A 25,606-nucleotide genomic window follows, 5' to 3' on the forward strand; every position below is an offset into this window, starting at 1 on the left:
TGTGGCGGCGCGGACAATAGCAGTAACGTTTCGTTAACTGCAATCACACATCTTGAGATCGATTCAGTGCGGGGTGTCGGTAACATGAGGTGCCGACGGTTTGCAGGATAGGATGATTACGCGTTGGGGAAAGCCTGTTTGCTGCTGGACTTTTCCTTATAAATTATTACCTTTAAATTATTACCTTGTGGTAACAATTTGCAGGCGATGGTGGTGGTAACGGAATGGGAGCAGTCATGCAGCCACACGGGCAATTCGACATGGAACGCAGGGGCCAGATGCTGATCTGCCGCCCGAGTGGCCCCTTCAATCTGGCAGGTGCCATGGCCTATGAGGCGCGTTTTCGTCACGAACTAGCCGGATTGATGGATGGCCCCTGGGGGATTGTCGAGGTCGCGACCGAGTTTGAAGCGGCCGGGCCCGAGGTGCTGGCCCGTTTTCGTCGCCAGTTTGGCTGGTGTGCCGAGAGTGGCTGTCAGTTTCTGGCGGTGGTCTTCGTGGGGGGCTTCAAGCGCTATCTGGCAGATAACATCTTCAAGGGATTACCCTTTCGGGCGGTACGTTACTTCGAGCAGGAGGCAGCGGCCATCCAGTGGCTGGGGGAGCAGCTCAACATCGCTCCCTGTGAACCTGCGAGCGCTTGACCACTCCGCTCACCGCGTGGACGGGTTTTACTCCAGCTTGATAAACCACTTGTCCCGCTCGTCAACACAGTCGGGTTCACCAATTTCGAATTCACGACAGATCAGCGGTCGCACCTCGTAGATACGGCACATCATGGTGTTGCGGTCGAGCGCCGCACACCAGCCATCGTCCAGCCGGCGCATGACCGGTATCTCGCCATCCCGTTCCAGTACATAACGGTCCGGCACGCCGGTATCGGTAAAGAGCATCACTTCGAGGCGGCAGCAGCAGGCTTCGCAGTTCTGGCAGCTTACATCGGTTTGGATTGCTTGGGTCATGGTGCCTGTCTTGCCGCATGGCGGCATCGGAGATATGAAACAGGCGCCTGTCAGGCGCCTGTGGTCTGGCTAACGGCTTGCAAAGAACCTTAGCCCAGTTTGCGGGCGCGGTAGCTGCGACCCTTGATCTTGCCTTCCTGCAACCGCTTGAGGGCGGCGCTCGCCACGCTGCGCTTCACGGCGACGTAGGAGTACTGCTCGGAGATCTGGATCTTGCCCACATCGGCACCAGCAATGCCGCCTTCTCCGGTCAGGGCGCCCAGAATGTCACCGGCCCGCACCTTGGTCTTGCGGCCTGCATCGATGGAGAGGGTCACCATCTGCGGGGCGATCGGCTTGATGTCGCGGCCGATGCTGTCGAGATCACCCAGCGGCATCGGAGCCTGCTGGTACTCTTCGATAAAGTTGACGCGCTGGGCCTCGTTCGGCTGATAGAGGCTCAGGGCCAGACCCTGCTGGCCGGCACGACCGGTACGACCGATGCGGTGCACGTGCACTTCCGGATCATAGGTCAGCTCGTAGTTGATGACGGCGCCCAGCTCCTTGATGTCGAGACCACGGGCCGCCACGTCGGTGGCCACCAGAATGGTGGCGCTGCCGTTGGCAAAGCGCACCAGCACCTGATCCCGCTCGCGCTGTTCCAGATCGCCATTCAGCGCCAGCGCCGAGAAGCCCTTGGCGGCCAGATGGTCGGCCACGTCGTTACAGGCGCGCTTGGTGTTGCAGAACACCACGCAGGAGCTTGGCTGGTAGTGGCTCAGCAACCAGGTGAGGGCGTCGAGGCGCTGGCCGGCAGGCACTTCGTAGAGCTTCTGTTCGATGGCGCTCCCCTCGTGCAGGGACTCCACGCTCACCTCGACCGGATTGCGCTGCACGCCGCGGCTCATCTGGGCGATCCCTTCCGGATAGGTGGCGGAGAAGAGCAGGGTCTGACGCTGCTGGGGGGCATAGCTGATGACCCGGTTGATATCTTCGCCAAAGCCCATGTCCAGCATGCGATCCGCTTCATCCAGCACCAGCGTCTTGAGGCCGGAGAGCTCCAGCGTACCCTGCTCCAGATGCTTGAGAATGCGACCCGGGGTACCGACGGCGATGTGGGCACCAAAGCTCAGAGTGGCGGACTGAGGTGCGGTCGGGGTGCCGCCGCACAGGGTCACCAGCTTGACGTTGGGCAGGGCGCGCGCCAGACGACGGATCTCGGTGGCCACCTGATCCGCCAGTTCGCGGGTTGGGCAGAGCACCAGCGCCTGCACTTCGAGGCGGTTGACGTTGAGCTTGGCCAGCAGGCCGAGGCCGAAGGCGGCGGTCTTGCCGCTGCCGGTTTTTGCCTTGGCGATCAGGTCTTTGCCATCGAGCACCAGGGGCAGGCTCTGGGCCTGGATCGGGGTCATCTGCAGGTAACCCAGGCTGGTGAGGTTCTCTTGCAGGGCGGGGGAGAGATTGAGGCTGCTAAATTCGCTGTTGTTCACAAAAGGACTCTATTTCGGAGAAAACGGGGATGCGCGAGCGCTAAGGCCGCGCATCATACCAGAATGTGGCACCGGATGTGGCGGATTTTTGAACGGCTGGTCACGAGGGGCCATGAAAGGTTCATTTGTTGCCAAACCGATCGCGGGCAATCACTGACAATGTAATAAGGACTATTTTTCAAACACACATCTAATTATTTATCGCGGATAAACGTTTTCTATTTTCGGTATTTTAATATAATGACTGGGAAATATTCCACGAACAGTTACTGCGCCACAGGGAATGTTGCGAAAATGCTGATGAAATATTTTCAAAGAACATGAAAACGGCGCAGACCTTACTCAATGCTATGTTTTTAAAAGAATTTATATTTTCATGTTGCGCGATTAATATCAGTTCATTGCACAATTAATTTAAAAACGTTTGTATTATCCTGCCTCCATAATATTGCGCGGGATTGTGATGGCTATCTGATTTTTAAATGTGCAAATGTCTATGATGGCGCCGGTCAAAAATTACAATTTACTCAGGTGCTACAGGTATGGAATACGTTCACTTTGTGCTCGGACTGGTGATGGTCCTCGCTCTCTCTCTGCTGGCTAACCGCCACAACTGGAAACAGATCAAACTGCGTTATATCGGCCAGCTGCTGGTGGTCGAACTGGCGCTGGCCTGGTTCATGCTGAACTCGGAAGTGGGTCTGGCGGTGGTGGGGGGCTTTGCCGCCGGCTTCACCAAGTTGATGGAGTTTGCTAAACAGGGTACCGACTTCGTGTTCGGTGGTCTGGTCAACGAAGGGGCCTTCTCCTTCTTCCTGATGGTGCTGATGCCCATCGTCTTCATCTCCGTGCTGATCGGTATTCTGCAGTACATCCGCCTGCTGCCGCTGGTGATCCGCGGTATCGGTACCGTGCTGGCCAAGATCAATGGCATGGGCAAGCTGGAGTCTTTCAACGCCATCAGCTCGATGATCGTCGGCCAGTCCGAGAACTTCATCGCCCTCAAGAACATCCTGCCGCACCTGAACGAGAAGCAGATGTACACCTTGGCTGCGACGGCCATGTCTACCGTCTCCATGTCCATCGTCGGTGCCTACATGCAGCTGATCGAGCCGCGCTACGTGGTTGCTGCGCTGGTGCTCAACATGTTCAGTACCTTCGTCGTGCTCTCTCTGATCAACCCCTACGAGCCGGATAACTCCGTAACCGACATCAAGGCCATTGCCGAAGGTGACGAGCACCACACCCCGAAGAAAGAGAACTTCTTCGAGATGCTGGGCGAGTACATCATGGCCGGTTTCACCGTTGCCGTGATCGTGGGTGCCATGCTGGTGGGCTTTATCGCCCTGATTGCCCTGATCAACTACCTGTTCGAGATGGCATTTGGCGTGAACTTCCAGTTCGTCATGGGCTACCTCTTCTACCCGATCGCCTGGATCCTGGGTATCCCTAGTGGTGAAGCGCTGCAAGCGGGCTCCATCATGGCGACCAAGCTGGTGACCAACGAGTTCGTGGCGATGATGGATCTGGGCAAGGTGGCTGCCGAGCTCTCTCCGCGCACCGTCGGCATTCTCTCCATCTTCATGGTCTCTTTTGCCAACTTCAGCTCCATCGGCATCATCGCCGGTGCGGTAAAAGCGCTGAACGAAGAGAAGGGCAACATGGTTTCCCGCTTCGGCCTGAAGCTGGTCTACGGTTCTACCCTGGTCAGCCTGCTCTCTGCCGTTATCGCAGGCATCATGATCTGATCCTCTAGTGGTTCGCACCACTGCTTGGGCCCCTGACCTCGTCAGGGGCTTTTTTATTTCTGGCTTACAGCCGCCAGCCGCACCACCAGCCGGCAACCAGCAGGGTGAGGGTGCAAAAGCCGGTTTCGATGGCGCCGCCACTGCGCAGCGGCCAGCCCGGCAGGCGGTAACGGCGCTTGATGGGCCAGAAGAGCGGAATGCCCGCCGGGGTGAGCCAGTCCCCCAGCAGATGGCTGAGGTAGCCGACGATAAGCGCATCCTTGACCCCCATGGGCAGGGTGTCCGGCGGCAGGCTCTGGTTCAGCCCCCAGACAGCGGCAGCGACCGCCAGCAGACTGTGGGTGAAGCCGCGATGGCCGAACAGCCGCGACAGAGGTTTCGAGATCCACGGCAGGCGCTGCCCCAGCACCGATTTGGGGTGGTCGAGGTCGGGCAACAGGGCGCTGGCCAGCGCGGCAGGGATGGTCTGCCACAGGCTGGCATCGGCCAGCGCTGGAGTGAGCTGCAGTTTGTGGGCGATCAGGGTGCAGGTTACGGAGAAGAGCAGGTGCCCTTGGGCGGTCATGATGATTACGGCGTGGACAAGATGGCGGCGCATCTTACCAGCCTGACGGTTGTGGTCAGCTCTTATTTTAAAAATCAGGATGTTACGGCGAAAAAGCGCCCATGTTGGACGCCTTTAGGGTCTCTTTACAGCTTGCCTTTGACCAGCCACTTGTCGAGGGCGTTGGCGAAGCGCTGTTTGTCGGCGGCATTGAAGGGGGCCGGGCCGCCGGTCTGCACGCCAGCCGAGCGCAGCTCTTCCATAAAGTTGCGCATGCCGAGCCGCGCCTTGATGGTCTCGCGGGTGTAGATCTCGCCGCGGGGATTGAGCGCCTCGCCACCGGCATCGATCACCCAGGAGGCGAGGGGGATGTCGCCGGTGATCACCAGATCGCCGGGTTGAACCTGCTGGGCGATGACATGATCTGCCACATCGAATCCCTTCTCCACCTGCTGGGTTTTGATGAAGGGCGAGGGGGGCACCCGCAATCCCTGATTGGCCACCAGGGTGGTGACGACCTGGGCGCGGTGGGCGGCGCGGTAGAGGATCTCCTTGACCGGAATGGGGCAGGCATCGGCATCAACCCAGATGGGCATGGCATGGTTTCCTGTAGTGAAAGCGGATGGAAAACGAGAGCGGTCATGTTAACACAGGCCTCCCCTTCCCGGCGCGGGGCTGAGTCGGCCCCGCCTTTGGTGTAAGCTGGGGCCAGCACATGAAACGAGAAGGAGACGAGATGGATCGGGTGCCCGGTGAAGTGATTTATGCCCTGACCCTGGATGGCAAGGGTGGCATGGCGCCGCTGATGGCGGGAAGCGAAGTCCCGGCAGCGCATCCCGGCTGGCTGCATCTGGATTACGGCAATCCCGATTCGGCGCGCTGGCTGTTGCAGACCCCCTTGCTCAGCGAGGCGGCCAGGGAGTCGCTGCTCGGCCAGAGCAATCGTCCCAAGCTGGTGCGGATGGGGGAGACGGTGCTGCTGATCCTGCGCGGCATCAACCACAACAAGGATCACAGGCCCGAAGAGATGGTGGCGCTGCGCATCTTCATCACCCCGGATCTCATCATCAGCAGCCGTCGTCGTCCGCTGCTCTCCGAACAGGATGTCTTCAACCAGCTCAAGCTGGGGGGCGGCGCCGATACCCCGGCCGACTGGCTGGTGGAGATCTGCGATGCCCTGACCGACCGGGCGGGGGAGTTTGTCGAGGAGCTGCACGACAAGATCCTCGATCTGGAGGAGATGGTGCTGATGCGCGACATGCCCGCCAATGGCCGCTTGGCGCTGATCCGCAAGCAGCTCATCATGATCCGTCGTTACCTCTCCCCCCAGCGGGATCTGGTGGCGCGGCTGGCCAACGAGAAGATCAGCTGGCTGGATGAGGATGACCGCCGTCGTCTGCTCGATATCGCCGATCGGCTGCGGCGCTGGCTCGATGACCTCGATGCCGGGGTGGCACGCACCGCCGTGCTGGCAGACGAGATCAACAATCTGATGGCGGAGGCGACCAACCGCCGCGCCTACCAGATGTCGGTGATGGCGCTGCTCTTTTTACCTGCCAGCTTCCTGACCGGCCTGTTTGGCATCAACCTCGGCGGTATCCCCGGGGCCGAGAATCCGACCGCCTTCTGGGTCTTCTGTGGTTCGCTGGTGGCGCTGGCAAGCGGGCTGGCTATCTGGCTCAAACATCGGCGCTGGTGGTAAGGAGGCATAACCCATGTGGCAATCAATTGGCCTGACCCTGCTGCTGTTGCTGGGTCATACCCTGATCCGGCGGCTTATTCACAAGAGCCTGCTGGCGCTCGGTCAGAGCAGGCAGGTGAGCGAGAACCGGGTGCTCTACGTGGCCCATGTGTTCCACTTCCTGCTCGGCTGCGCCACCCTGCTGGTGCTGGCCGGGGTGTGGGGGCTCGACTTCTCCCGACTGGTGGTGCTCGCCTCCTCCTTCTTTGCGGTATTGGGGGTCGCCATGGTCGCCCAGTGGTCGATCCTCTCCAACATCACCGCCAGCATCACCATCTTCTTTGCCTTCCCCTACAAGATTGGCGACCGGATCCGCATTCTCGACAAGGATGATTCGGTCACCGGCGTCATCACCGAGATCGGCCTCTTCTATGTGCGGGTGCGTGATGACAACGGCGATCTGGTTACCTATCCGGCCAACCTGATCCTGCAAAAGCCGGTCAGAAAGCTGGAGGGCAAGGTGGCGGAACCGCTGCAACCGGAATAGAAAGCAACCGGAATAACAAAAGGCTCCCTCGGGAGCCTTTTTACTGTGCGGTGGATGGAGCTAGCGTTCAAAGAAGCGGTAGAGGTGCTCCACCTGAACCGGGCAGTCGGCCACCTGATGCAGATGTTCGCGGGCCTGCTCGACGTTACCGAAACTGACCGGGCAGCCGAGGGTGTCGGTCAGCTCGTAGAGGGCGCCATCCTTGCCTCTGAATTCGATGAGCCAGCCGGGAATGGCCACGTCGTGGAGTATTTCGGCCTCTTGCAGGATCTGTTGCTGATAGAGCTTACGAAGTTCACTGACTGTCATGATGCTCTCCTGTGGGGAATATCCAGCTCCAGTCTATGCCTGCCCTTTATGTGCGGCAACAGTGGTGCGGCAACGGGATCATCCCCGCAGGACCTCCCATGCCCAGCGGATGCGGACAAAGGTCTCGGCATTGCCACCCCGATCCGGATGGTGCTGCAGTGCCAGCTCCCGCCAGCGGCGGCGGATCGCCTCCTGACTCGCCCCCTCATTCAGCTCGAACAGGGCCAGCGCCTCGGCTTTGTGTCCCTCCCCGTCATAAGCGCGCCAGAAGTGGTTGAGCAGGGCCTCAACTTCGGCACGATCGGTCTGCCAGAACACCTGCCAGTCGAGATAGTAGCTACGCAGATTTTCGCCAACAGCAAAGCCGTGGTTGGCCTCCTGATTCCCGGCCAGCGGTTCGAGCCGGATATCCAGGGTGCTGATCACCAGCCACCATCCTTCTTGCCAGAGCTCGGCCTGCAACTGGTAGAGGGCGTTCATGATCAGGAAGTTGACCCGAAACAGCTGCAGCTGCTCATCGTCGGCCAGTACCGGAATTGCCCCCTGCTGGCGCAGAGCAGCCATCAGTTCATGCACCTTGTAGCTGCCCGCCGCCTGTTGCAATAGCACCAGCAGAGGGGCGATCAGCGGATTATGGTTGGCTTCGTTCATTCGGCGCCCTGCTCTCTGGGCGGCTGCAGGGCGATCAGCAGCTCACCCGCCTGCGGAGTGACGGGGCCGGTAACGATCTGGGGCTTGCCCTTGCCATCCATGATAAACAGCGGGATGGCGCCGGGATTGGCGGCCTGATACTGGGCCCAGTCGAACGCCTCGCTCAGGCGGGTCGCCTTGATCTGGCCCCCCCGGCTCAGCAGGCCGCTCAGCCTGGCATAGTTGATGTCGGGGCCGAACAGGTTCTGGCGAGCGCGGAAGGTGGCGCTCTCCCGGTTGGCCTTGCCGTGCTGCTCGCTGGATCGCAGGGAGTAGACCTGCTCCTCGCCGTAGAGGTGGGCGAAGTGCAGCACCCCGAGCGCGTTGTTGTGACGGTTGGGGGAAAGTGCCAGCACGGTACTGATGCTGGTGAGCGGCAGGTGCAGCTCGGCATGTTCCGACTGGGGGTTGCCGAAGTAGCAGGGGAGGTTGCTCATCCGCGCCTGTTTGCAGAACTCCCAGGCGGGATCGCAGAGTTGCACCGGCACACCCTGATCCGCCATCGCCCGGCCTATGGCCCGCGCCACCGAGTTGGCCCCTATGATGAGCCAGGTGTTGGGGGCGCTCTGGCGCATCTTGAGCAGGCTGGCCAGCGGCGCCGAGGTGAGGCTCTGCAACACCACGGTGGAGATGATCACCGCAAATACCAGCGGCACCAGCTTGTCGGCATCGGGGATCTCGGCCTGATGCAGGCTGATGGCAAACGAGGCACTGACTGCCGCCGCGACTATGCCACGCGGGGCGATCCAGCTCAGCAGGGCGCGAGCCCGCCAGGAGAGATCCGAGCCCCAGGTCGAGACCAGAATACAGAGCGGACGCGCCACGAATTGCACCACGCACAGCAGCGCCAGCACCATGGGGCCGAGTTGCCAGAGCTGTGCCAGATCGAGGCGGGCCGCCAGCAGGATAAACAGGCTGGAGATAAGGATGACCGCGAGATCTTCCTTGAACGCCAGCACCTCTTCCAGATCCAGCCCCTCCTGATTGGCGAGCCAGATGCCGAACACGGTCACCGCCAGCAGGCCGGACTCGTGGCTGAGCCAGTTGGAAAGGCTGAAGGTGACCAGCACCAGCGCCAGCACGCCGAACTTGTGCAGGCTGACCGGCAGCCAGTCCTTGCGAATGAGCAGGGTGGTGAGCCAGCCTGCCGACACCCCGATCAGGGAACCGACCAGCACTGTCTTGCCCAGCGCCAGCAGGGTATGGCTGATGAGATCCCCCTGACTGCCGAGGCGCACCGCCTCGAACACCAGCACCGCAAACAGGGCGCCGATAGGGTCGATGACGATCCCCTCCCAGCGCAGGATGCGGTCCACCTCCCGGGTGGGGCGGATCACGTTGAGCATGGGGGCGATCACCGTCGGGCCCGTTACCACCAGCACAGCGCCGAGCATGGTGGCGACCCGCCAGTCCAGCCCCAGCAGGAAGTAACCGGCGCTGCCGATGACGGCGAAGCTGACCAGCATGCCGGTGGAGCAGAGATTGCGCACCACCTTGCCGATCCCCTTGAGCTCGGCCAGATGAAGGGTCAACGCCCCCTCGAACAGGATGATGGCTACCGACAGGGAGACCAGCGGAAACAGCAGATCCCCGAGCAGGGCATCGGGGTCGAGCAGGCCGCTGACCGGGCCCAGAGTCAGGCCGGTGAGCAGCAGAAACAGGATGGCGGGCACCCGCAGCGACCAGGCGAGCCATTGGGCCAGTACGGAGACCAGGGCGATCCCGGCCAGAGAGAGGGCAATCATGCAGACCTCGATTCAGGCAGTGAGTATGGAGCTAGTGTAGTGGCTAAGTTGGTCAGATTGACACCCAAAGGAGCGTGCATCATGGCCGGGATGGGGATATGTGCGACAGTCGGCGTCATGGTGGCTGGCGGTGGTGTGAAGGGCGCCAGCCAGACGCCAACCGTGGTGATGGGGTGGCCTTGGGGCCGGATTAGATGGGGCTCTCCTTGTGGAGCTCGCCGACACAGTCGGCCAGCGTCAGTACCAGTGCGGAGCGCACCATCTGATCGAGCCGGTTGAGCTGCATCTGGTAGAAGGCCCAATCCTCTTCGCTGGCGGGGGGCTCCAGCTTCATCATGCCGCCCTGATTGACCCCGTGCAGGCGGTCGAGCAGATCGCGGATCGGCTTGTCGCTGAAGCGGTAATCCTTGGGGTCGCGCACCAGAAAGTCGCGGATCTTGATATAGGCTTCGATATCCTGATAGCGCTCGAGGGAGATGAGGCCGAGGGCGAAGATGAGCTTGAGGCGCACCTCCAGCTGGCCGAGGGGGCCGCTCTGGTTGAGCAGGGGTTCGATGGCGTATTTGACGGCATACTCCTCCTGACGAAACGCGCGTCGCATCAGGGAGTCGACCGCCTCTTCCAGGATGGTCACGGCTTCGAGAAAGAAGCCGCGGGGGCCATCCTGCTCGTTCAGTCGTTCCAGTACTTCATCTTCCTGGTGTGTGGTCATAGGTGCATTGGGTCCAGCTGACAGGGAGAGAGTCAGCCTCTCTCCCGGTTTTTATCATATGGGGCACATTCCCTTGCCATTCAAGCGCTTGGCGCGCTATCAGTGGTGGCTGAATGCGCCGCAAGCAGGGTCATTACAGGGTTTCGTAACGGGCGACGATGGCGCGAACCACCTCGCTCTCTTCATCCAGTCCGGTGACGCGGGCCAGCGCTTTGGCCGGGCCCAGCTCCGCCAGCAGGGCTTGCAGCTCCACCGCCTGCGGGTCATCGGCATTGCGATAGTGGAGCGCAGCGGCGATCCCCTCCTGCAACTGATCGCTCGGCAGGCCGTACTCCAGGGTGCCCAGCAGCGGCTTCACCAGTCGATCCCCCGCCGCCAGCTTGCGCAGCGGCTGACGACCGACCCGGTCAATCTCGTCCACCAGATAGGGGTTGGCGAAGCGGGCCAGGATCTTCTCGATGTAGGCGGCGTGCAGACGCGGGTCGAAGCCGTAGCGTTTCACCAGCACGGCACCGCTCTCCTCCATGGCGCGGCGCACCTTGCTGCGGATCACCGGATCTTCGATCGCCTCGCGCACTGTGCGGTAGCCCCGCAACTTGCCGAGATAGGCGGTGACGATGTGGCCGGTGTTGAGGGTGAACAGCTTGCGCTCGACGAAGGCCATCAGATTGTCGGTGGGCTCCATGCCCGCCACCTGTGGCAGCTCTCCCTTGAACTGGGTCTGGTCGACGATCCACTCGCTGAAGCTCTCGACCGTCACTTCCAGCGGATCATCGTTGGCAGCCGCGGCGGGCGGCACGATGCGATCCACCGCCGAGTCGACGAAGCCGATACAGGATTCGAGCGTGGCATGATACGCGACCGGCAGGTACTTGAGTACCTCCCGCTTGAGGTGGCTTGTGCCGCGCACCATGTTTTCGCAGGCGATGACGTTGAGCGGAGTCAGGTTGCCGGCATCGAAGCGGGCCTGCAGCCCCTTGGCCAGGGTGCTGGCAATCTTGTCCAGAATGTTGGGGCCGACCGCGGTGGTGACCAGATCGGCGGTGATGATGCGGGCGATCACCTCGTGACCGGCGGAGCTCACCGCCGCCACGTTGCGCACCACATCCAGCTTCTGATCCGCCCCTACTACATGGACCTTGTACTCCTGACGGTGGTTGAGCTGATCGATAAGCGTGTCGTTGACGTCGGCGAAGGTGACCTGATGGCTGGCATCCGCCAGCACTTTGCCGATAAAGCCGCGACCGATGTTACCAGCACCAAAATGCAATGTTTTCATGATATTAACCTCTTGAACCAAAGACGATGAAAGATGATTACGCAGCCTGTTCGGCACCCAGCAGATCCAGGAAGGCCTGGGGATCCGTGGTGCTGGCCAGCCGGTCGATGAGACCGGGTTCATCCAGTGCATTGGTCAGGCGGGTTATCACCTGCATGTGTTCGTCGTTGCGGGCGGCGATACCGATCACCAGCCGTGCTACCTCATCGGCAGCCTCGCCAAAGGCGACCCCGGCCGGGTACTGGCAGATGACGATGCCGGTACGCTTCACAAACTCCTTGGCGGCGATGGTGCCGTGCGGCACGGCAATGGATTCGCCGAGGTAGGTGGAGACCAGTTGTTCCCGCTCCAGCATGGCGTTGACGTAGTCGGGGGCCACGTAGCCGCGCTCGGCCAGCAGTCGGCCAGCGGTCAGGATGGCGGCCTCCTTGTTGTCCGCTTTCAGTCCCAGATGCACGTCATGACGGCTCAGGGTAAAGACTTCAGCCGCTTGCGGCTCATAGCTGTCGTCGTTGGCCGCCACCAGCAGCTGCGGGTTGGCGACATCATCGTTGGCGGCTTGAGTCAGACGCTGTACCAGCTCCTGATAGAGGCCGTTGTCGAGGAAGTTGGTGAGCGAGATATGGTGGGCATGTGGCGCATGGCGACGGGCCCGTTCGGTCAAATCCTTGTGGGTAATGACCCAGTCCACCTGATCGTCGAGCTGATCGATGGCGCGGTTGGTGACGCTGATATCGAGCCCGGCGGCCTGTACCCGCTTGCGCAGCATGCCGGCGCCCATGGCGCTGGAACCCATGCCCGCATCGCAGGCGACCACAATATTGCGTACCGCCATCAGTTCGCCGCCCGGCTTCTTGGCCGCTGCGGTTTCGGGCTTGCCGCCCTTCATGGCTTTCATCTTGCGAGTGGCTTCACCGAGGGCATCGGCCTCGTCCGCTTCCGGCTGCTGGGCGCGAACGAACACGGCGGCGACCAGGAAAGAGACCAGAGTAGCGCTGATGATGGAGAGGGCGACCCCGATCAGGGACGCTTTCGGCGTCATCAGCAGCACGGCGAAGATGGAGCCCGGTGAGGCGGGGGAGACCAGACCGGCGTTGAACAGGGTCAGGGTGAAGACCCCGGTCATGCCACCGGCGATCACCGCCAGAATGAGGCGCGGGTTCATCAGCACATACGGGAAGTAGATCTCGTGGATGCCGCCGAAGAAGTGAATGATGGAGGCGCCAGCCGCAGACTGCTTGGCCGCACCACGACCGAACACCATGTAGGCCAGCAGCACGCCCATGCCCGGGCCCGGGTTCGCTTCAATCAGGAAGAAGATAGAGCTGCCGTGCTCGGTGGCTTGCTGGATCCCCAGCGGCGAGAAGATGCCGTGGTTGATGGCGTTGTTGAGGAACAGGATCTTGGCCGGTTCGACGAAGATGGAGGTGAGCGGCAGCATGTGGTTTTCCACCAGGAAGCCGACGCCACCGGCCAGCAGGCCGGAGAGCACCTTGACGAAGGGGCCAATCACGAAGAAGGCGAGGATCGCCAGCAGCATGCCGATAAGCCCGGCGGAGAAGTTGTTGACCAGCATCTCGAAGCCGCTCTTGACGCGACCGTCCATCGCCTTGTCGAAGCGCTTGATGGCCCAGCCACCGAGCGGGCCGACCATCATGGCGCCCATGAACATGGGGATGTCGGTCCCCACGATGACACCCATGGTGGTGATGGCACCGACCACGCCGCCGCGCTCACCGCCCATCAGTTTACCGCCGGTGTAGCCAATCAGCAGCGGCAGCAGGTAGGTGATCATGGGGCCGACCAGCTTGGCCAAGGTTTCATTGGGCAGCCAGCCGGTGGGGATGAAGAGGGCGGTAATAAAGCCCCAGGCGATAAAGGCGCCTATGTTGGGCATGACCATATTGGACAGGAAGCGTCCAAAATTCTGTATCTTGACTTTGGTATCCGGTGATAACATGTCGGGACCCCGTTTTAAGCCTGTTTGATTAAAAGTGGTAGTCGGGATGGCCGGTTTTGCCGAACCGCCATCCCGGTCGTCTAAGCAACTTCAATCTACCAGCTTGCGATCAAATTAGGCTGAAAACGGGGTGTCTTGTGATCCAGCTCTCAGATACCCAGCGATACCCCCTCCATAACCAGTGACCCACATCACATTCCTATGCTGTAATTCGGCTACATTTCGATCTTTTCTGTTTTGAATGACCATTTTTTGTGGTTTAGATCACCAATTCAGCTTTGCCGCTCCTTCATGCAAAGGTGATTTGCATCACAAATTCATTTTTTGTATTCGAATGGGACAAATCACTCAATTACTCATCAGCGGGTATTGACGATGGATCTATCGAAACACTCCATTGCTTATCAATGAATCAATAAATTTGTAACCCGCTTTCAGTTTTTACGGTCGGCGATGAGGTCTCTTTTGCTGCTGGCTGGTGGGAATGGGCGCCAACATGCAGGATGTTATCGAGCGGCAGATGTTCGGGGCGCTTGCTTGCCGCGCAGGGCTGATAGCAGATATAAACAAACCGCCAGCAGGCGGTTTGTCGGTTTTTGCGATCTGAGCCCTGTCGGGGCTGTGGCTTAGTAGAATCCGGCATCTTCGGGGGAGGGGCGGGTCTTGAAGCGGCGATGGAGCCACATGTACTGCTCTGGTGCCTTGCGCACGGCGGCTTCAATCTCGCGGTTGGCGCGGGCGGCATCGACCATGTCGTCACCGCTGGGGTAGTCGGCGAGCGGCGCCCCGATATGCAGGGTGTAACCCTCGCTGGTGCGGATGTTGTAGCAGGGCAGAGTGACGGTGTTCTTCACCCGCGCCAGGGTGGCTGTGCCGGTGATGGTGGCGGCCTGCTCCACCGCGAAGTAGGGCACGAACACGCTGGCGTGGGAGCCGTAGTCGTGATCCGGCGCGTACCAGAGGGCGTCGCCGTTGCGCAGCGCCTTGATCATCCCCTTCACATCCATCCGGTCCACCAGATATTTGTTGGAGGCACAGCGCCCGTGGTACTGGGCATACTCCAGCACCGGGTTGGTGTTGGGGCGATAGACCCCGACCCCTGGCCGTACCAGCCCGAAACAGCGGGCGTTGAGTTCCAGCGTCAGGAAGTGGCAGGAGAGCAGCAGCATGCCCTGACCTTTTTCCATGGCGGCGATGACGTGCTCTTCCCCTTCCACCTTCATCAGGTTGCGCATCCGCCAGTCTGGCCAGAACCAGGCGATCCCCACCTCGAACACGGCGCAGCCCACGCTCTCGAAGTTTGCCTTAAGCAGTTTCTCCCGCTCATCCCGGGTCAGCTCGGGCATCGCCAGCTCCAGATTGCGACGGGCAATCTTTACTCGGGACTTCAATATCTTGGCGGCGAGACGACCGAGCTGACGGCCCAGCCACATCTGGCTACGCCACGGCAGCAGGGTCAGCAGCCAGAGCAGGCCGAGGCCGAACCAGCTGGCCCAGTAACGGGGATGAAACAGGCGGGGCTCCAGGCGGGGAGCGTTGTCATGGGCCATGGCTAATCTCTTGTTCGCAAACACAATCGGGGGATTCTAGCCGAAAAGGGGGGGCGGGGGCGAATGGCTGTGTGCTGGTCAGAGGGGTAGCCTGCGTCCGGTTAGCGTGACAGCGGCGGCAACTGCGGTCGGCTTTTTCTACACCGGATAAAAGAGTGTGATAAAATCGCCCGCTGATTTTTCAGGTTTTGAGAGTCGATACAGATGAAGATCACCCTGCCCGATTTTGAAAAAGCCCGCGTTCTGGTCGTTGGCGATGTCATGTTGGACCGTTACTGGCATGGCCCTACCGGTCGGATCTCCCCCGAGGCGCCGGTGCCCGTGGTCAAGGTTGAACACATTGAGGAGCGCCCGGGTGGTGCGGCCAACGTGGCCCTCAACTCCGCCGCCCTTGGCGCTCACGCTGTGCTGCTTGGCCTGACCGGTCAGGATGAAGCGGCCGATGCGCTGGCCGGTCAGATGGCCGGCGTCAAGGTCGCCTGTGATTTCGTTCGTCTGGCCGACTTCCCGACTATCACCAAGCTGCGGGTGCTGTCCCGCAACCAGCAACTGCTGCGTCTGGACTTTGAAGAGCCCTTCCACTCCGTCGATGCCACCCTGCTGATGAGCAAGGTCGAGCAGGCGCTGCCGAATAGCGACGTGATGATCCTTTCCGACTATGGCAAGGGGGCTCTCAACGACGTGCCCGGCATGATCCAGCGCGCCCGTGCCGCCGGTATTCCGGTGCTGGTCGATCCCAAGGGGACCGACTTCGAGAAGTATCGCGGTGCCACCCTGCTGACCCCCAACATGTCCGAGTTCGAGGCCGTGGTAGGCAAGGTGAAGAGCGAAGAGGAGCTGGTCGCCAAGGGGCTGGATCTGGTCAAGCGCTTCGAGCTGGATGCTCTGCTGGTCACCCGTTCCGAGAACGGCATGACCCTGATCCGCGAAGGTCAGCCAGAGCTGCACCTGCCGGCTCAGGCTCACGAGGTTTACGATGTGACCGGTGCCGGTGATACCGTCATCTCCACCCTGGCCACCTCGCTGGCGGCAGGCAAGAGCCTGGACGAAGCCTGTGCGCTGGCCAATACCGCTGCCGGTATTGTGGTCGGCAAGCTGGGTACCTCTACCGTCAGCCCGGTCGAGCTGGCCAACGCCCTCTACACCGAGCAGGAGACAGGCTTTGGCGTCATGTCCGAAGCCCAGCTGAAAGTGGCGGTTCGTGCCGCCCGTCTGCGTGGCGAGAAGGTGGTGATGACCAACGGTTGCTTCGACATCCTGCACGCCGGCCACGTCTCCTATCTGGCCAACGCCGGCAAGCTGGGGGATCGCCTGATCGTGGCGGTCAATACCGACGAGTCGGTTCGCCGTCTGAAAGGGCCGGGTCGTCCGGTCAACCCGACCGAGCGCCGCATGGCGGTGCTGGCTGCGCTGGGCGCGGTGGATTGGGTTGTGCCATTTGGTGAAGATACCCCGCAGCGCCTGATCGCCGAGATCCTGCCGGATCTGCTGGTCAAGGGCGGTGACTACAAGCCGGAAGATATCGCCGGTTACGCCGAGGTGACCGCCAATGGTGGCGAGGTGCGCGTTCTCAACTTCGAGGATGGCTGCTCCACCACCGACATCATCAAGACGATCCGTGAGCGCGGCTAACGTTCTGCTGGCTCCGCAATCTGGCGGGGCTCATTATCGGCCGTAGCAAGCAGGCAGAAATACGGATAACAAAAAGGCGACCTTGCGGTCGCCTTTTTCATGTTCGATAGCGGCTATCAGCCTTTGGCTTTTGCCGTGGCAGGCATCAGGCCCTGGTTTACTTCCACCAGATCCTGCGCTTCCAGAATACCGGCAGCCTGTTTCAGGCTCAGGATATTGAGGATGTAGTTGTAACGGGCTTCGGAGAGTTTCTGCTTGGCCTCGTACAGCTTGCGGGTGGAGTCCAGCACGTCGACGATAGTACGGGTACCCACTTCGTAACCGGCTTCGGTCGCCTTCAGGGCGCTGTCGGCGGAGACCACAGACTGGCTGTAGGCGCGCACCGAGCCGATGCTGGCGTTCACGTTGTTGTAGGAGGAGCGCACTGTGCTCTGCACCGAACGGAAGTTCTTCTCAAGCAGTTCACTGGCCGCTACGTAGTTGTATTGAGCCTGTTTCACCTTGGAGCTGGTGGCGCCACCGCTGTAGATGGGCAGCTTGAAGGTCAGACCGATATTGGCCTGATTGTCATTGCCGCCCGGCATGCTATCCAGCTTGTAATCGGTATTGCTGGTTTGCAGTCCGGCATCCAGATCCAGCGTCGGCTCATGGCCGGTCTTGGCCAGATCGATCTGCTCCTTGGCAATGTCCTTGCTGATGCGGGCACTGTGCAGTTGCAGGTTCTTGTCCAGCGCCAGCTCCAGCCACTTGTCGGAGCCGAAGGCGGTCTTCTGTGGGCTGAAACGATCTGTGTTCAGCACGTCCAGATTGCGATGATCGATACCGGTCAGCTCGCGCAGGGTCTCGTAGCTGTTGTCCAGCGAGTTTTCGGCATTGATCTCGTCAGCCAGCGCCTGGTCGCGGGAGGCTTCGGCTTCATGGACGTCGGTGATGGCGGTCAGGCCCACTTCGAAACGCTGCTGGGTTTGCTCCAGCTGACGCTCTACCGCAACCTTGTTGGCACGAACGAACTCCAGGGTATCCATCGCCTTGAGCACATCAAAGTAGGCTTTGGCGGTGCGCACCATCAGGTTCTGGATTTCGAGGTTGTAGGCAACATCTGACTGGGTAGCCTGCTTCTCGCTGATATCCAGATTGACCCAGTTACTGCGACGATAGAGGGATTGCGACAGCGTCACTTCACCCTTGGCTTTGGTATTACTCTGGGTATCGTTCTTGTTTTGCAGATAATTGAGCCCGGCACCCAGATCGATCTGGGGCAGCAGAGGAGCACGGGATTCGTTGATCTTCTCGAAGGCCTGGTCGCGAACGGCTTTGGACTGCAGCAACTGCGGGTCTTTGATCTGGGCTTGCTGGTAGATGTCGAGCAGGTTTTCGGCATGGGCACCGGCACTGACGCCCAGCAACACCATGACTGACAAAAGTGTTCTTTTCATAGATCGTTTTAACCTTATGTAGTAACCCAAACTGGTTGCTGGAGAGGCAAATATTGTCACCGACCAAGCTTGATTGCAGCTTAATCACTCTACTATAAGCAAAATTTAATGCTAAGAGTCTCAGGTCCGGTGACGGGAACGTCAAGAACCGGACGCAGTTTTCTCCCCGCGCGCCTAGCCAAATGGTCTGTGGCTGCTAAAATCCACCCCTCATTACCATGGCACGCCGAGTGAATGAACGTTCATTCATGTTCCTCGGATTTTATGGTCAAACTGATACAAGTCAAGCTGACGGGAGCCCCGGATGTCGCAGCAACCCTTGCCGCAAGATCGGCATTACGCCGCCGATGATGTGAAAATCATTGAAAAATCAGCTGGATATAACGGCTTCTTCAAGGTGAATGTCTATCGTCTGCAGCATCGGTTATTTGCGGGCGGCTGGAACCAGCCCATCGTGCGCGAGCTGTTCGAGCGGGGCCATGCTGCCGCGCTGCTGCCCTATGATCCAGTGCGCGACCAGATCGTGCTGGTGGAGCAGTTCCGTATCGGCGCCATGGAGACCAGCCTGACCCCCTGGCTGCTGGAGCTGGTGGCCGGCATCATTGACGAAGGAGAGACCGCCGAGGCGGTGGTGCGCCGCGAAGCGGTGGAAGAGGCCGGGATCGAGGTGGCCCGCTGCGAGCATGCCATCAGCTATCTGGTGAGCCCGGGCGGCAGCACCGAGCGGATCGAGGTCTTTGTGGGCGAGGTGGATGCCAGCAAGGCGAGTGGTCTGCACGGTCTGGCTGATGAGGGCGAGGATATCCGGGTGCACGTGGTGAGCCGCGAGCAGGCCTATGCCTGGCTCAAAGAGGGGCGCATCGACAACGCCGCCTCGGTCATCGCCCTGCAGTGGCTGGCCCTCAACCATGGCGAGCTGCGCGCCCGCTGGCTGGCGGATCGCTGAGGTGGCGCTGACCCTGCAACAGAGCAGGCGCTATGTGCCTGATCTGATGTCCTTGCAGCGTACCTGCGAGGTCAACTACTCACGGGTGTTGATTGATGGAGCTTTGCGATGCCGTTAGTTCAATCCCGGACCAAACGTTATGTGCCGGATTTGATGTCTTTGCAGAGAACTTGCGAGGTCAACTACATGGCATTGATGAAACTGCTGCCGCCTGATGGGGAAGTCGGCGCCGAGCGCCGCTATCGGGTCGGCAACGATCTGCAGTTCCAGCTCACCATCATTGGCGAGAGTCGCTTCACCAATCAGGTGATCCTGAGCCAGCACAACCCCGAATTGCCCGAATATTTACAAGCTCAGATAGAGATTCGTTTGTATCATGATGTGCGGATGGCGGAAGTGTGTGCAGCGCAACAGATTTCCCGTTTGCAACCACGTTATGATTATCCCAATAAAAAGATGCACCAGCGGGACGAAAAGGAGCAGGTAAATCTGTTTCTGGCCGAATGGCTAAAATTTTGTCTCAGACATGGTACCAGCCCGATCAATATCTCCAGTTGAACAAATAAAAAGAAGCGTGATTTTGGAAACAGAGCTCCCCCAGGCGCAGGACGGCAGTGTGCGCCTGTTGCAAATTACCGACACCCACCTCTTCGCGAGTGCCGAAGGGCGGCTGTTGGCTGTGCGCACCGCAGAGAGTCTGGCCGCCGTGCTGGAACAGGTGCAGGCCAATGAACACCCCTACGAGGTGATTCTGGCGACCGGCGATCTGTCGCAGGATCACAGCCCGGAATCCTATCAGCGTTTCGCCTCCATGATGGCGCCCCTGGGCCGCCCCATCTACTGGCTGCCCGGCAATCACGATGACAGCCCGCTGATGACCGAATATCTCCATGCCGCCGGGATCAGCGAATCCAAACAGTTGGTGGGCGACCACTGGCAGGTGATACTGCTCGACACCCAGGTGCGCGGCAAACCCCACGGCATGATTGGCGATCACCAGCTGGCCGCCCTCGACCGTGCCCTGCGCCAATATCCTGATCGCCACGCCCTTATCACCCTGCACCATCAGGCGGTGCCGGTGGGCTGTGCCTGGCTGGATCAACACAATCTCAAGAATGCCGACGATCTGTTTGCCGTGCTGGCCCGTCATCCGCAGCAGAAGACCATCCTGTTCGGCCACGTTCATCAGGAGTTTGACGAGGTGCACCGCGGGGTGCGGCTGATTGCCAGCCCATCGACTTGCATCCAGTTCAAACCGCTCTCTGATGGCTTCGCGCTGGATGAATCCGGCCCGGGCTGGCGCTATCTCACCCTCTATCCGGATGGGCGGGTGGCCAGCGAGGTGTGGCGCCTACCGGTGGGGCAGTTTGTGCCCGACCCCAACGCCACCGGTTATTGAGGAGAACATTGCATGAAGTCGGTTCTCCTTTATCTGCACGGTTTCAACTCCTCACCGGGCTCCGCCAAGGCGCAGCAGATGGCTGCCTGGGTGGCCGCCAATCGGCCCGACATCGAGGTGGTCATTCCAGCCCAGCCCAATACGCCAGCGGCGGCTTGGGCGGCTATCGAGCAGACCATTGCCGATCTGCAGCGTCGTTATGGTAGTGAATTCAAGCTCGGCGCCGTGGGCAGCTCCCTCGGCGGCTTTATGGCGACCCGGGTGAGCGAGCGGTACGGCTGCCGCGCTGCGCTGATCAATCCGGCGGTGCGCCCGCACGAGCTGCTCTGTGACTACCTCGGCCCCCAGACCAATCCCTATACGGGTGAGCAGTATGTACTGCTGCCTGAACATATGGATGAGCTGCGGGCACTGGCGGTACCGGTGACGGCGCCGGAGCGACTCTGGATCCTGCAACAGCAGGGAGATGAGGTGCTCGACTATCGCAAGGCGCTGGATGAATACCGCTTTGCCCGCCTCTCGCTGGAGTGCGGTGGCAACCACGCCTTTGTGGCGTTCGAGCGCTACCCCGCCCAGATCATCCGTTTCCTCGGGCTTTAATCATGCAACCGCCGTTGGCCGCCTTTCTGGAACAGGTACTGGTCACGGCGCAAGCGGGCCTCACCTACTCCAAAGACCCCTTCGATATCGGCCGTTTCGAGGCGCTGCGAGCGGCCACCGTGGCCCTTATCGCCAGCCAGAGCGAGCTGGCGCCGGAAGCCATCAGCGACTGGATTGCCCTCGATCGCGGTTATCCCACCCCCAAGCTCGATGTGCGGGCCTTCATTCAGAACGATGCGGGCCATATCCTGCTGGTACAGGAGCGCAGCGACGACTGCTGGACTCTGCCCGGTGGCTGGTGCGATATCGGTGACTCGCCGGCGGATGCCGTGGTGCGTGAAGTGGTGGAGGAGACCAGCCTTGAGTGCCGTGCGGTGCAACTGCTGGCCCTGTTCGACAAGCTAAAACATCCTCATCCGCCCCAGCTGCCTCACGCGCACAAGGCTTTCTTTCTGTGCGAGGTGGCCGGCGGCCAGCTGCTGGGCGAAACCGATGAAACCAAAGGGGCGGGTTACTTCCCCATCGACGACTTGCCCCCGCTCTCCTGCCATCGGGTGGTGGCCTCCCAGTTGCGCACCCTCCATGAGCACTTGCTGCAGGGGCGGCGCGATACCCTGTTTGATTGACATCTGAGGAAGTGAACCCGTCTGCAAGGAGGCAGGATGATCAAGCGTATCGGCAATACCCCAATTCAAGAGAAACACAAGGCCAGCTGCCACTGCGGCGCCGTGGTGCTGGAGCTGACCCTGCCGGATGGGGTGGTTGATCCGCGCCGCTGTGACTGCTCGTTATGCCGACGTCGGGGCGCTATCGTCGCCTCGGTGCCGCTGTCCGGCATCCGCATTCTGCAAGGGGAGGAGGTGCTGCGCTGCTACCAGTTCAATACCCGCACCGCCAAACACTACTTCTGCAGCATCTGCGGCATCTATACCCACCACCAGCGTCGCTCCAACCCAGCCGAGTATGGCTACAACCTCGCCTGTCTCGAAGGGGTCAACCCGTTCGAGCTGGGGGAGGTGCCGACGCGCGATGGCGTGCATCATCCAGCGGATCGACAGGTCTGAACAAAAGGGGCTCATATGTTTCTGTTGCGCCCTGCGGGGCAGTGTTAATCTTTAGCGGCCTGTTTACTTTGCCTCTCCCGGGGCAGGGGATGGCCTGACTCTTCTGAACTTCACTGCCAACAGGGAGCACGTTTGTGACAACTCCTTCTGCGCTGCCGGATCTGGTACTGGGCGCCTCTCTCTACTTTCCGCCGCTGTTCAAAGCGGTGCTGCTCGGCCTGCTCTGCTGGTTGCCGGTGCACCATCTGCTGCGTGACTGGCTCTATGGCGGAGATGTCTGGCACCCCTTGCTGATGGATCTCTCCCTCTTTATCCTCGCCGTCAGCGGCGCTCTATGGATGCTGTTACATGGCTAAATCACCTCTCGCGACCCTTAAATACTTCTCCACCCTGCTGGTCTGTGCGCTGGCGCTGGCGGCGGGCTGGTGGCTGTGGAACTACTACATGCAGGGGCCCTGGACCCGGGATGGCAAGGTGCGCGCCGAGCTGGTCAGCATTACCCCCGAGGTGTCGGGCAAGATCATCAAGATAGCGGTGAAGGACAACCAGCTGGTGAAGGCGGGGGAGGAGATCTTTACGCTCGACCCCGAGCCCTACCGGATCGCCCTCGATAATGCCCGGGCGGCGCTGGCCAAGGCGAAATCGGATCTCGACAAGGCGGAGCATGAGGCGAACCGCCGTAGCGGTCTGTCGCGCAGCGTCATCTCAGCCGAGACGATGGATGAGGCCCGCCTCAATGCCCAGGCGATGCAGGCGGCCTATCAGGTGGCGCAGGCCAATCTGGAGAAGGCGGAGTGGTCGCTGGCCAAGACCCGGGTGCATGCCGCGAGCGATGGCTACATCACCAACCTGCAGACCCGGGTCGGCAACTACGCCAGCGCCGGTGTGCCGCTGGTGGCGCTGGTGGATACTCACTCTTTCTATGTACAGGGATACTTTGAAGAGACCAAGCTCGGCCACATAGCACCGGGCAAACCGGCCGAAGTGGTGCTATACAGCGGTGAACAGCGGTTGCGCGGCGAGGTGGAGAGCATAGGGCGCGCCATCCACGATCAGAGCGTCGATGGCGGCAACGGTCTGCTGATCGACGTCAAACCCAATGTGCCCTGGGTGCGGCTGGCCCAGCGGGTGCCGGTGCGGATCAAGCTGCTGGATGTGCCGGCTGACGTGACGCTGATCGCCGGCACCACCTGCACCATCACCATTGGCGAGTAGGGTGAGCGAGTCGTTCTGGCTGCGCACCCCCTGGGGGAAGGCGACAGGGTGGGCAGTGGCGCTATGCCCTGCGCAATGCGCTGGCCATGTGCCTGTCGCTCTGGCTGGCCTTCGTGCTGCAGCTCGACTCCCCCTACTGGGCGATGAGCTCGGCTGCCGTGGTGAGTTTTCCCACCGTGGGCGGGGTGATCAGCAAGAGTCTGGGGCGGGTGGTTGGCAGCCTGATGGGGGCGATGGCGGCGGTGGTGATCACCGGTCTTGGCATCAGCGATCCCTGGCTGTTCAGCTTCCTTATCGCCCTCTGGCTGGGCTTGTGCACCTACATCTCCAACCACTATCAGAACAACGTCTCCTACGCCTTTGCCCTCGGCGGTTACACCGCCGCCATCATCGCCTTCTCCTGCGTCAATGTGGCGGATCTCCACCACATCTTCGATATTGCCCAGGCGCGGGTGAGCGAGGTGATCATCGGTATCCTCTGCGGCGGTCTGATGATGATGATCCTGCCCAGCACCTCGGATAGCGAAACCCTGCTGGAATCCCTGCGCAAGAGCCAGACCCGCCTGCTGGAACATGCCCAGCTGCTCTGGCTGGGGGAGATGACGCCCGAGGTTCGCAGTTCCCACGAAGGGCTGATCGGCCAGATCCTCACCATGAACGTGCTGCGCATTCAGGCTGTCTGGAGCCATCACCGGCTGCGACGCCAGAACCGGCCGCTCAACTTCCTGCTCCATCGCCAGCTGCGGCTCATCAGTCTTATCTCCAGCCAGCGCCGTATGCTGCACAACTGGCCGGAACAACCGGAAGGCATTCAGACGCTGCTCGCCACCCTGCTGACCGAGCTTGGCAAACCGGAGTGCGACAAGTATCGGGTCGCGAGGTTGCTGGCTCCCCTGATGCCGACCAGCGAGCATGATTACCGGCTGCGCACCTTTTTGCTGCGGCTGCGCCACTTCTGCTGGAGCTATCTGGAGTGTCAGCGCTGGCTCGACCGGTTGACCCGCTACGACGATCAGGAGTGGCCGGCGCCGCCCCGTCACACCTCTCTCACCAGCCATACCGACACGCTGGAGGCCGCCTACAACGGCGGGCGTACCTTCCTCTGCGTGCTGCTCGGCTGCACCTTCTGGATCAACAGTCAGTGGGATGCGGGCAGCTCGGCGCTCACCATGCTCTCCATCTGCTGCGTGCTCTACTCGGCGACCCCGGCGCCGGCTCAGGGGGCCAACACCATGCTCAGGGCGATCCTGCTGCTCAGCCTCATCTGCTTTGCGGTCAAGTTTGGCCTGATGATCCGCATCGACGACTTCTGGGTCTTCTGCCTCTTGCTCTTTCCAGCGCTGCTCACCATGCAGCTCTGCAAACAGCAGCAGGTGCGGCAGGCGGGCCTCTGGGGCCAGATGATCGTGCTGCTCGGCTCCTTTCTCGCCATCACCAATCCGCCCAGCTACGACTATCAGCAGTTCATCAACAGCAGCCTCGCCCAGATGCTGGGGGTGATGAGCGCCGCGCTGGCGTTTCAGCTGCTGCGACCCAGCTCGGATCGGCGCAAGAGCCGCCGCCTCATCCGCTCCCTGCGCCGCCACTTCATGGAGCAACTGGAGCCAGCCCCGCGCCAGAGCGAGAGCCAGTTCGAGTCGCTGATCTACCACTGCATCAGCCAGCTCGGTCAGAGTCAGGATCAGACCGCCCGTCTCTGGGTGCTGCGCTGGGGCGTGGTGCTGCTCAACTGCAGCCATATCGTCTGGCAGCTGCGCCAGTGGCGCGGTGACGAGCACCCCCTCTATCTGGTGCGCGACAACTGTATCCGCAGCCTGAAGGGGATCCTCACCGAGCAGGGGGTGCAGCACGCCTCCCTCGACCGCACGCTGGCCGAGCTGCAGCGGATCAGTCAGGGGCTGGCCAACCATGGCGATGGCACGGCGCGAGAGCTGGCAGGCATGGTGTGGCGGCTGCAAAGTTCGCTCTCCCAGCTGCAACAGGCGCTGCCGGGCCCCGCCGAGGGGAGCTGAAACAGTCTTGGGAGGGGCACAATCCCCTCCGGATCACCCTTTCCCGCAGCCAAGTTTGTCCAATACCCTCCCAACGAGTAAGATTCTCCCCAAACGTCAATTCGCA

Annotated in this window: 25 protein-coding genes and 1 pseudogene; 14 read left to right on the forward strand and 12 right to left on the reverse strand. The window is 60.9% G+C overall.

Annotation, left to right across the window (positions count from 1 at the left end; genetic code table 11):
- The first annotated feature begins 236 nt into the window (after positions 1-236).
- Positions 237-644: a hypothetical protein gene (locus tag ACTG2U_RS15850; RefSeq protein WP_069554668.1), complete on the forward strand. Its 408-nt coding sequence runs from the start codon at positions 237-239 to the stop codon at positions 642-644.
- A gap of 27 nt (positions 645-671) precedes the next feature.
- On the opposite strand, the gene ACTG2U_RS15855 is transcribed toward ACTG2U_RS15850, so the two are convergent.
- Entirely contained in the window at positions 672-962 is a 291-nt protein-coding gene (locus ACTG2U_RS15855) for a YkgJ family cysteine cluster protein (protein ID WP_439974739.1), read from the reverse strand.
- An 89-nt stretch (positions 963-1,051) separates the two neighbouring features.
- Positions 1,052-2,431, reverse strand: coding sequence for an ATP-dependent RNA helicase DbpA (gene dbpA, locus ACTG2U_RS15860; RefSeq protein ID WP_042053613.1), 1,380 nt, complete (start codon positions 2,429-2,431; stop codon positions 1,052-1,054).
- Positions 2,432-2,973: 542 nt separating this feature from the next.
- Between dbpA and ACTG2U_RS15865 the strand changes: the two genes are divergently transcribed.
- The gene (locus ACTG2U_RS15865) at positions 2,974-4,179 is read left to right on the forward strand and encodes a NupC/NupG family nucleoside CNT transporter (RefSeq protein ID WP_005363118.1); all 1,206 of its coding nucleotides are present in this window, start codon (positions 2,974-2,976) and stop codon (positions 4,177-4,179) included.
- A 64-nt stretch (positions 4,180-4,243) separates the two neighbouring features.
- On the opposite strand, the gene ACTG2U_RS15870 is transcribed toward ACTG2U_RS15865, so the two are convergent.
- Complete coding sequence (locus ACTG2U_RS15870) at positions 4,244-4,744, reverse strand: metal-dependent hydrolase (RefSeq protein WP_041234360.1); 501 nt, start codon at positions 4,742-4,744, stop codon at positions 4,244-4,246.
- Positions 4,745-4,869: 125 nt separating this feature from the next.
- Entirely contained in the window at positions 4,870-5,319 is a 450-nt protein-coding gene (locus ACTG2U_RS15875) for a YaiI/YqxD family protein (RefSeq protein ID WP_005335916.1), read from the reverse strand.
- 140 nt (positions 5,320-5,459) lie between these two features.
- Between ACTG2U_RS15875 and zntB the strand changes: the two genes are divergently transcribed.
- Positions 5,460-6,425: a zinc transporter ZntB gene (gene zntB, locus ACTG2U_RS15880; RefSeq protein WP_021231682.1), complete on the forward strand. Its 966-nt coding sequence runs from the start codon at positions 5,460-5,462 to the stop codon at positions 6,423-6,425.
- A gap of 13 nt (positions 6,426-6,438) precedes the next feature.
- Positions 6,439-6,951, forward strand: coding sequence for a mechanosensitive ion channel domain-containing protein (locus ACTG2U_RS15885; RefSeq protein ID WP_005354921.1), 513 nt, complete (start codon positions 6,439-6,441; stop codon positions 6,949-6,951).
- Positions 6,952-7,011: 60 nt separating this feature from the next.
- Here the strand turns inward: ACTG2U_RS15885 and ACTG2U_RS15890 are convergent, their stop codons facing one another.
- From ACTG2U_RS15890 to lpxL, 7 genes are all read right to left on the reverse strand, one after another.
- Positions 7,012-7,260 carry a hypothetical protein gene (locus ACTG2U_RS15890; protein WP_103251429.1) on the reverse strand — a complete coding sequence of 83 codons (249 nt, stop codon included), beginning with the start codon at positions 7,258-7,260 and terminating at the stop codon, positions 7,012-7,014.
- Positions 7,261-7,338: 78 nt separating this feature from the next.
- Positions 7,339-7,911, reverse strand: a complete 573-nt coding sequence (locus ACTG2U_RS15895; protein ID WP_236381966.1) for a DNA-J related domain-containing protein — start codon at positions 7,909-7,911, stop codon at positions 7,339-7,341.
- Positions 7,908-9,695: a cation:proton antiporter gene (locus ACTG2U_RS15900; RefSeq protein WP_439974740.1), complete on the reverse strand. Its 1,788-nt coding sequence runs from the start codon at positions 9,693-9,695 to the stop codon at positions 7,908-7,910. The genes ACTG2U_RS15895 and ACTG2U_RS15900 overlap by 4 nt, the downstream gene beginning before the upstream one ends.
- 190 nt (positions 9,696-9,885) lie before the next feature.
- A complete protein-coding gene (locus tag ACTG2U_RS15905) occupies positions 9,886-10,407 on the reverse strand; it encodes an MltR family transcriptional regulator (protein ID WP_047436914.1) in 522 nt (173 codons plus the stop codon).
- A gap of 133 nt (positions 10,408-10,540) precedes the next feature.
- Positions 10,541-11,686 carry a mannitol-1-phosphate 5-dehydrogenase gene (locus ACTG2U_RS15910; RefSeq protein ID WP_047436917.1) on the reverse strand — a complete coding sequence of 382 codons (1,146 nt, stop codon included), beginning with the start codon at positions 11,684-11,686 and terminating at the stop codon, positions 10,541-10,543.
- 37 nt (positions 11,687-11,723) lie between these two features.
- Complete coding sequence (locus ACTG2U_RS15915) at positions 11,724-13,646, reverse strand: PTS mannitol transporter subunit IICBA (protein ID WP_439974741.1); 1,923 nt, start codon at positions 13,644-13,646, stop codon at positions 11,724-11,726.
- A 626-nt stretch (positions 13,647-14,272) separates the two neighbouring features.
- Positions 14,273-15,196 (reverse strand): LpxL/LpxP family Kdo(2)-lipid IV(A) lauroyl/palmitoleoyl acyltransferase, encoded by a 924-nt coding sequence (gene lpxL / locus ACTG2U_RS15920; RefSeq protein WP_005343098.1) that lies wholly within the window; start codon positions 15,194-15,196, stop codon positions 14,273-14,275.
- Between the two features lie 204 nt (positions 15,197-15,400).
- Between lpxL and hldE the strand changes: the two genes are divergently transcribed.
- On the forward strand, positions 15,401-16,828 hold the full coding sequence (hldE, locus tag ACTG2U_RS15925) for a bifunctional D-glycero-beta-D-manno-heptose-7-phosphate kinase/D-glycero-beta-D-manno-heptose 1-phosphate adenylyltransferase HldE (protein ID WP_005335903.1): 1,428 nt from the start codon (positions 15,401-15,403) through the stop codon (positions 16,826-16,828).
- Positions 16,829-16,944: 116 nt separating this feature from the next.
- Here hldE and tolC read toward each other — a convergent pair whose 3' ends face one another.
- Positions 16,945-18,264 carry an outer membrane channel protein TolC gene (tolC, locus tag ACTG2U_RS15930; RefSeq protein WP_139443424.1) on the reverse strand — a complete coding sequence of 440 codons (1,320 nt, stop codon included), beginning with the start codon at positions 18,262-18,264 and terminating at the stop codon, positions 16,945-16,947.
- A gap of 304 nt (positions 18,265-18,568) precedes the next feature.
- On the opposite strand from tolC, the gene nudF reads away from it, so the two are divergent.
- From nudF to ACTG2U_RS15975, 9 genes and pseudogenes are all read left to right on the forward strand, one after another.
- Entirely contained in the window at positions 18,569-19,210 is a 642-nt protein-coding gene (gene nudF / locus ACTG2U_RS15935) for an ADP-ribose diphosphatase (RefSeq protein ID WP_439974742.1), read from the forward strand.
- A 108-nt stretch (positions 19,211-19,318) separates the two neighbouring features.
- Positions 19,319-19,768: a DUF1249 domain-containing protein gene (locus tag ACTG2U_RS15940; RefSeq protein WP_042052480.1), complete on the forward strand. Its 450-nt coding sequence runs from the start codon at positions 19,319-19,321 to the stop codon at positions 19,766-19,768.
- A gap of 22 nt (positions 19,769-19,790) precedes the next feature.
- A complete protein-coding gene (cpdA, locus tag ACTG2U_RS15945) occupies positions 19,791-20,609 on the forward strand; it encodes a 3',5'-cyclic-AMP phosphodiesterase (protein ID WP_041202814.1) in 819 nt (272 codons plus the stop codon).
- A 12-nt stretch (positions 20,610-20,621) separates the two neighbouring features.
- Positions 20,622-21,209 (forward strand): YqiA/YcfP family alpha/beta fold hydrolase, encoded by a 588-nt coding sequence (locus ACTG2U_RS15950; RefSeq protein ID WP_307896195.1) that lies wholly within the window; start codon positions 20,622-20,624, stop codon positions 21,207-21,209.
- A 2-nt stretch (positions 21,210-21,211) separates the two neighbouring features.
- Positions 21,212-21,835 carry an NUDIX hydrolase gene (locus ACTG2U_RS15955; RefSeq protein WP_439974743.1) on the forward strand — a complete coding sequence of 208 codons (624 nt, stop codon included), beginning with the start codon at positions 21,212-21,214 and terminating at the stop codon, positions 21,833-21,835.
- A gap of 36 nt (positions 21,836-21,871) precedes the next feature.
- Complete coding sequence (locus ACTG2U_RS15960; RefSeq protein WP_156853641.1) at positions 21,872-22,273, forward strand: GFA family protein; 402 nt, start codon at positions 21,872-21,874, stop codon at positions 22,271-22,273.
- 113 nt (positions 22,274-22,386) lie between these two features.
- Positions 22,387-22,629, forward strand: a complete 243-nt coding sequence (locus ACTG2U_RS15965; protein WP_033113020.1) for a DUF1656 domain-containing protein — start codon at positions 22,387-22,389, stop codon at positions 22,627-22,629.
- Positions 22,622-23,488 carry an efflux RND transporter periplasmic adaptor subunit gene (locus ACTG2U_RS15970; RefSeq protein WP_005343109.1) on the forward strand — a complete coding sequence of 289 codons (867 nt, stop codon included), beginning with the start codon at positions 22,622-22,624 and terminating at the stop codon, positions 23,486-23,488. Before ACTG2U_RS15965 ends, ACTG2U_RS15970 begins: the two co-directional genes overlap by 8 nt.
- Position 23,489: 1 nt before the next feature.
- A pseudogene (locus ACTG2U_RS15975) lies at positions 23,490-25,500 on the forward strand (FUSC family protein).
- Positions 25,501-25,606: the final 106 nt, after the last annotated feature.

The sequence above is a fragment of the Aeromonas sp. 95A genome (assembly GCF_051919235.1).
Lineage (GTDB): Bacteria > Pseudomonadota > Gammaproteobacteria > Enterobacterales > Aeromonadaceae > Aeromonas > Aeromonas veronii.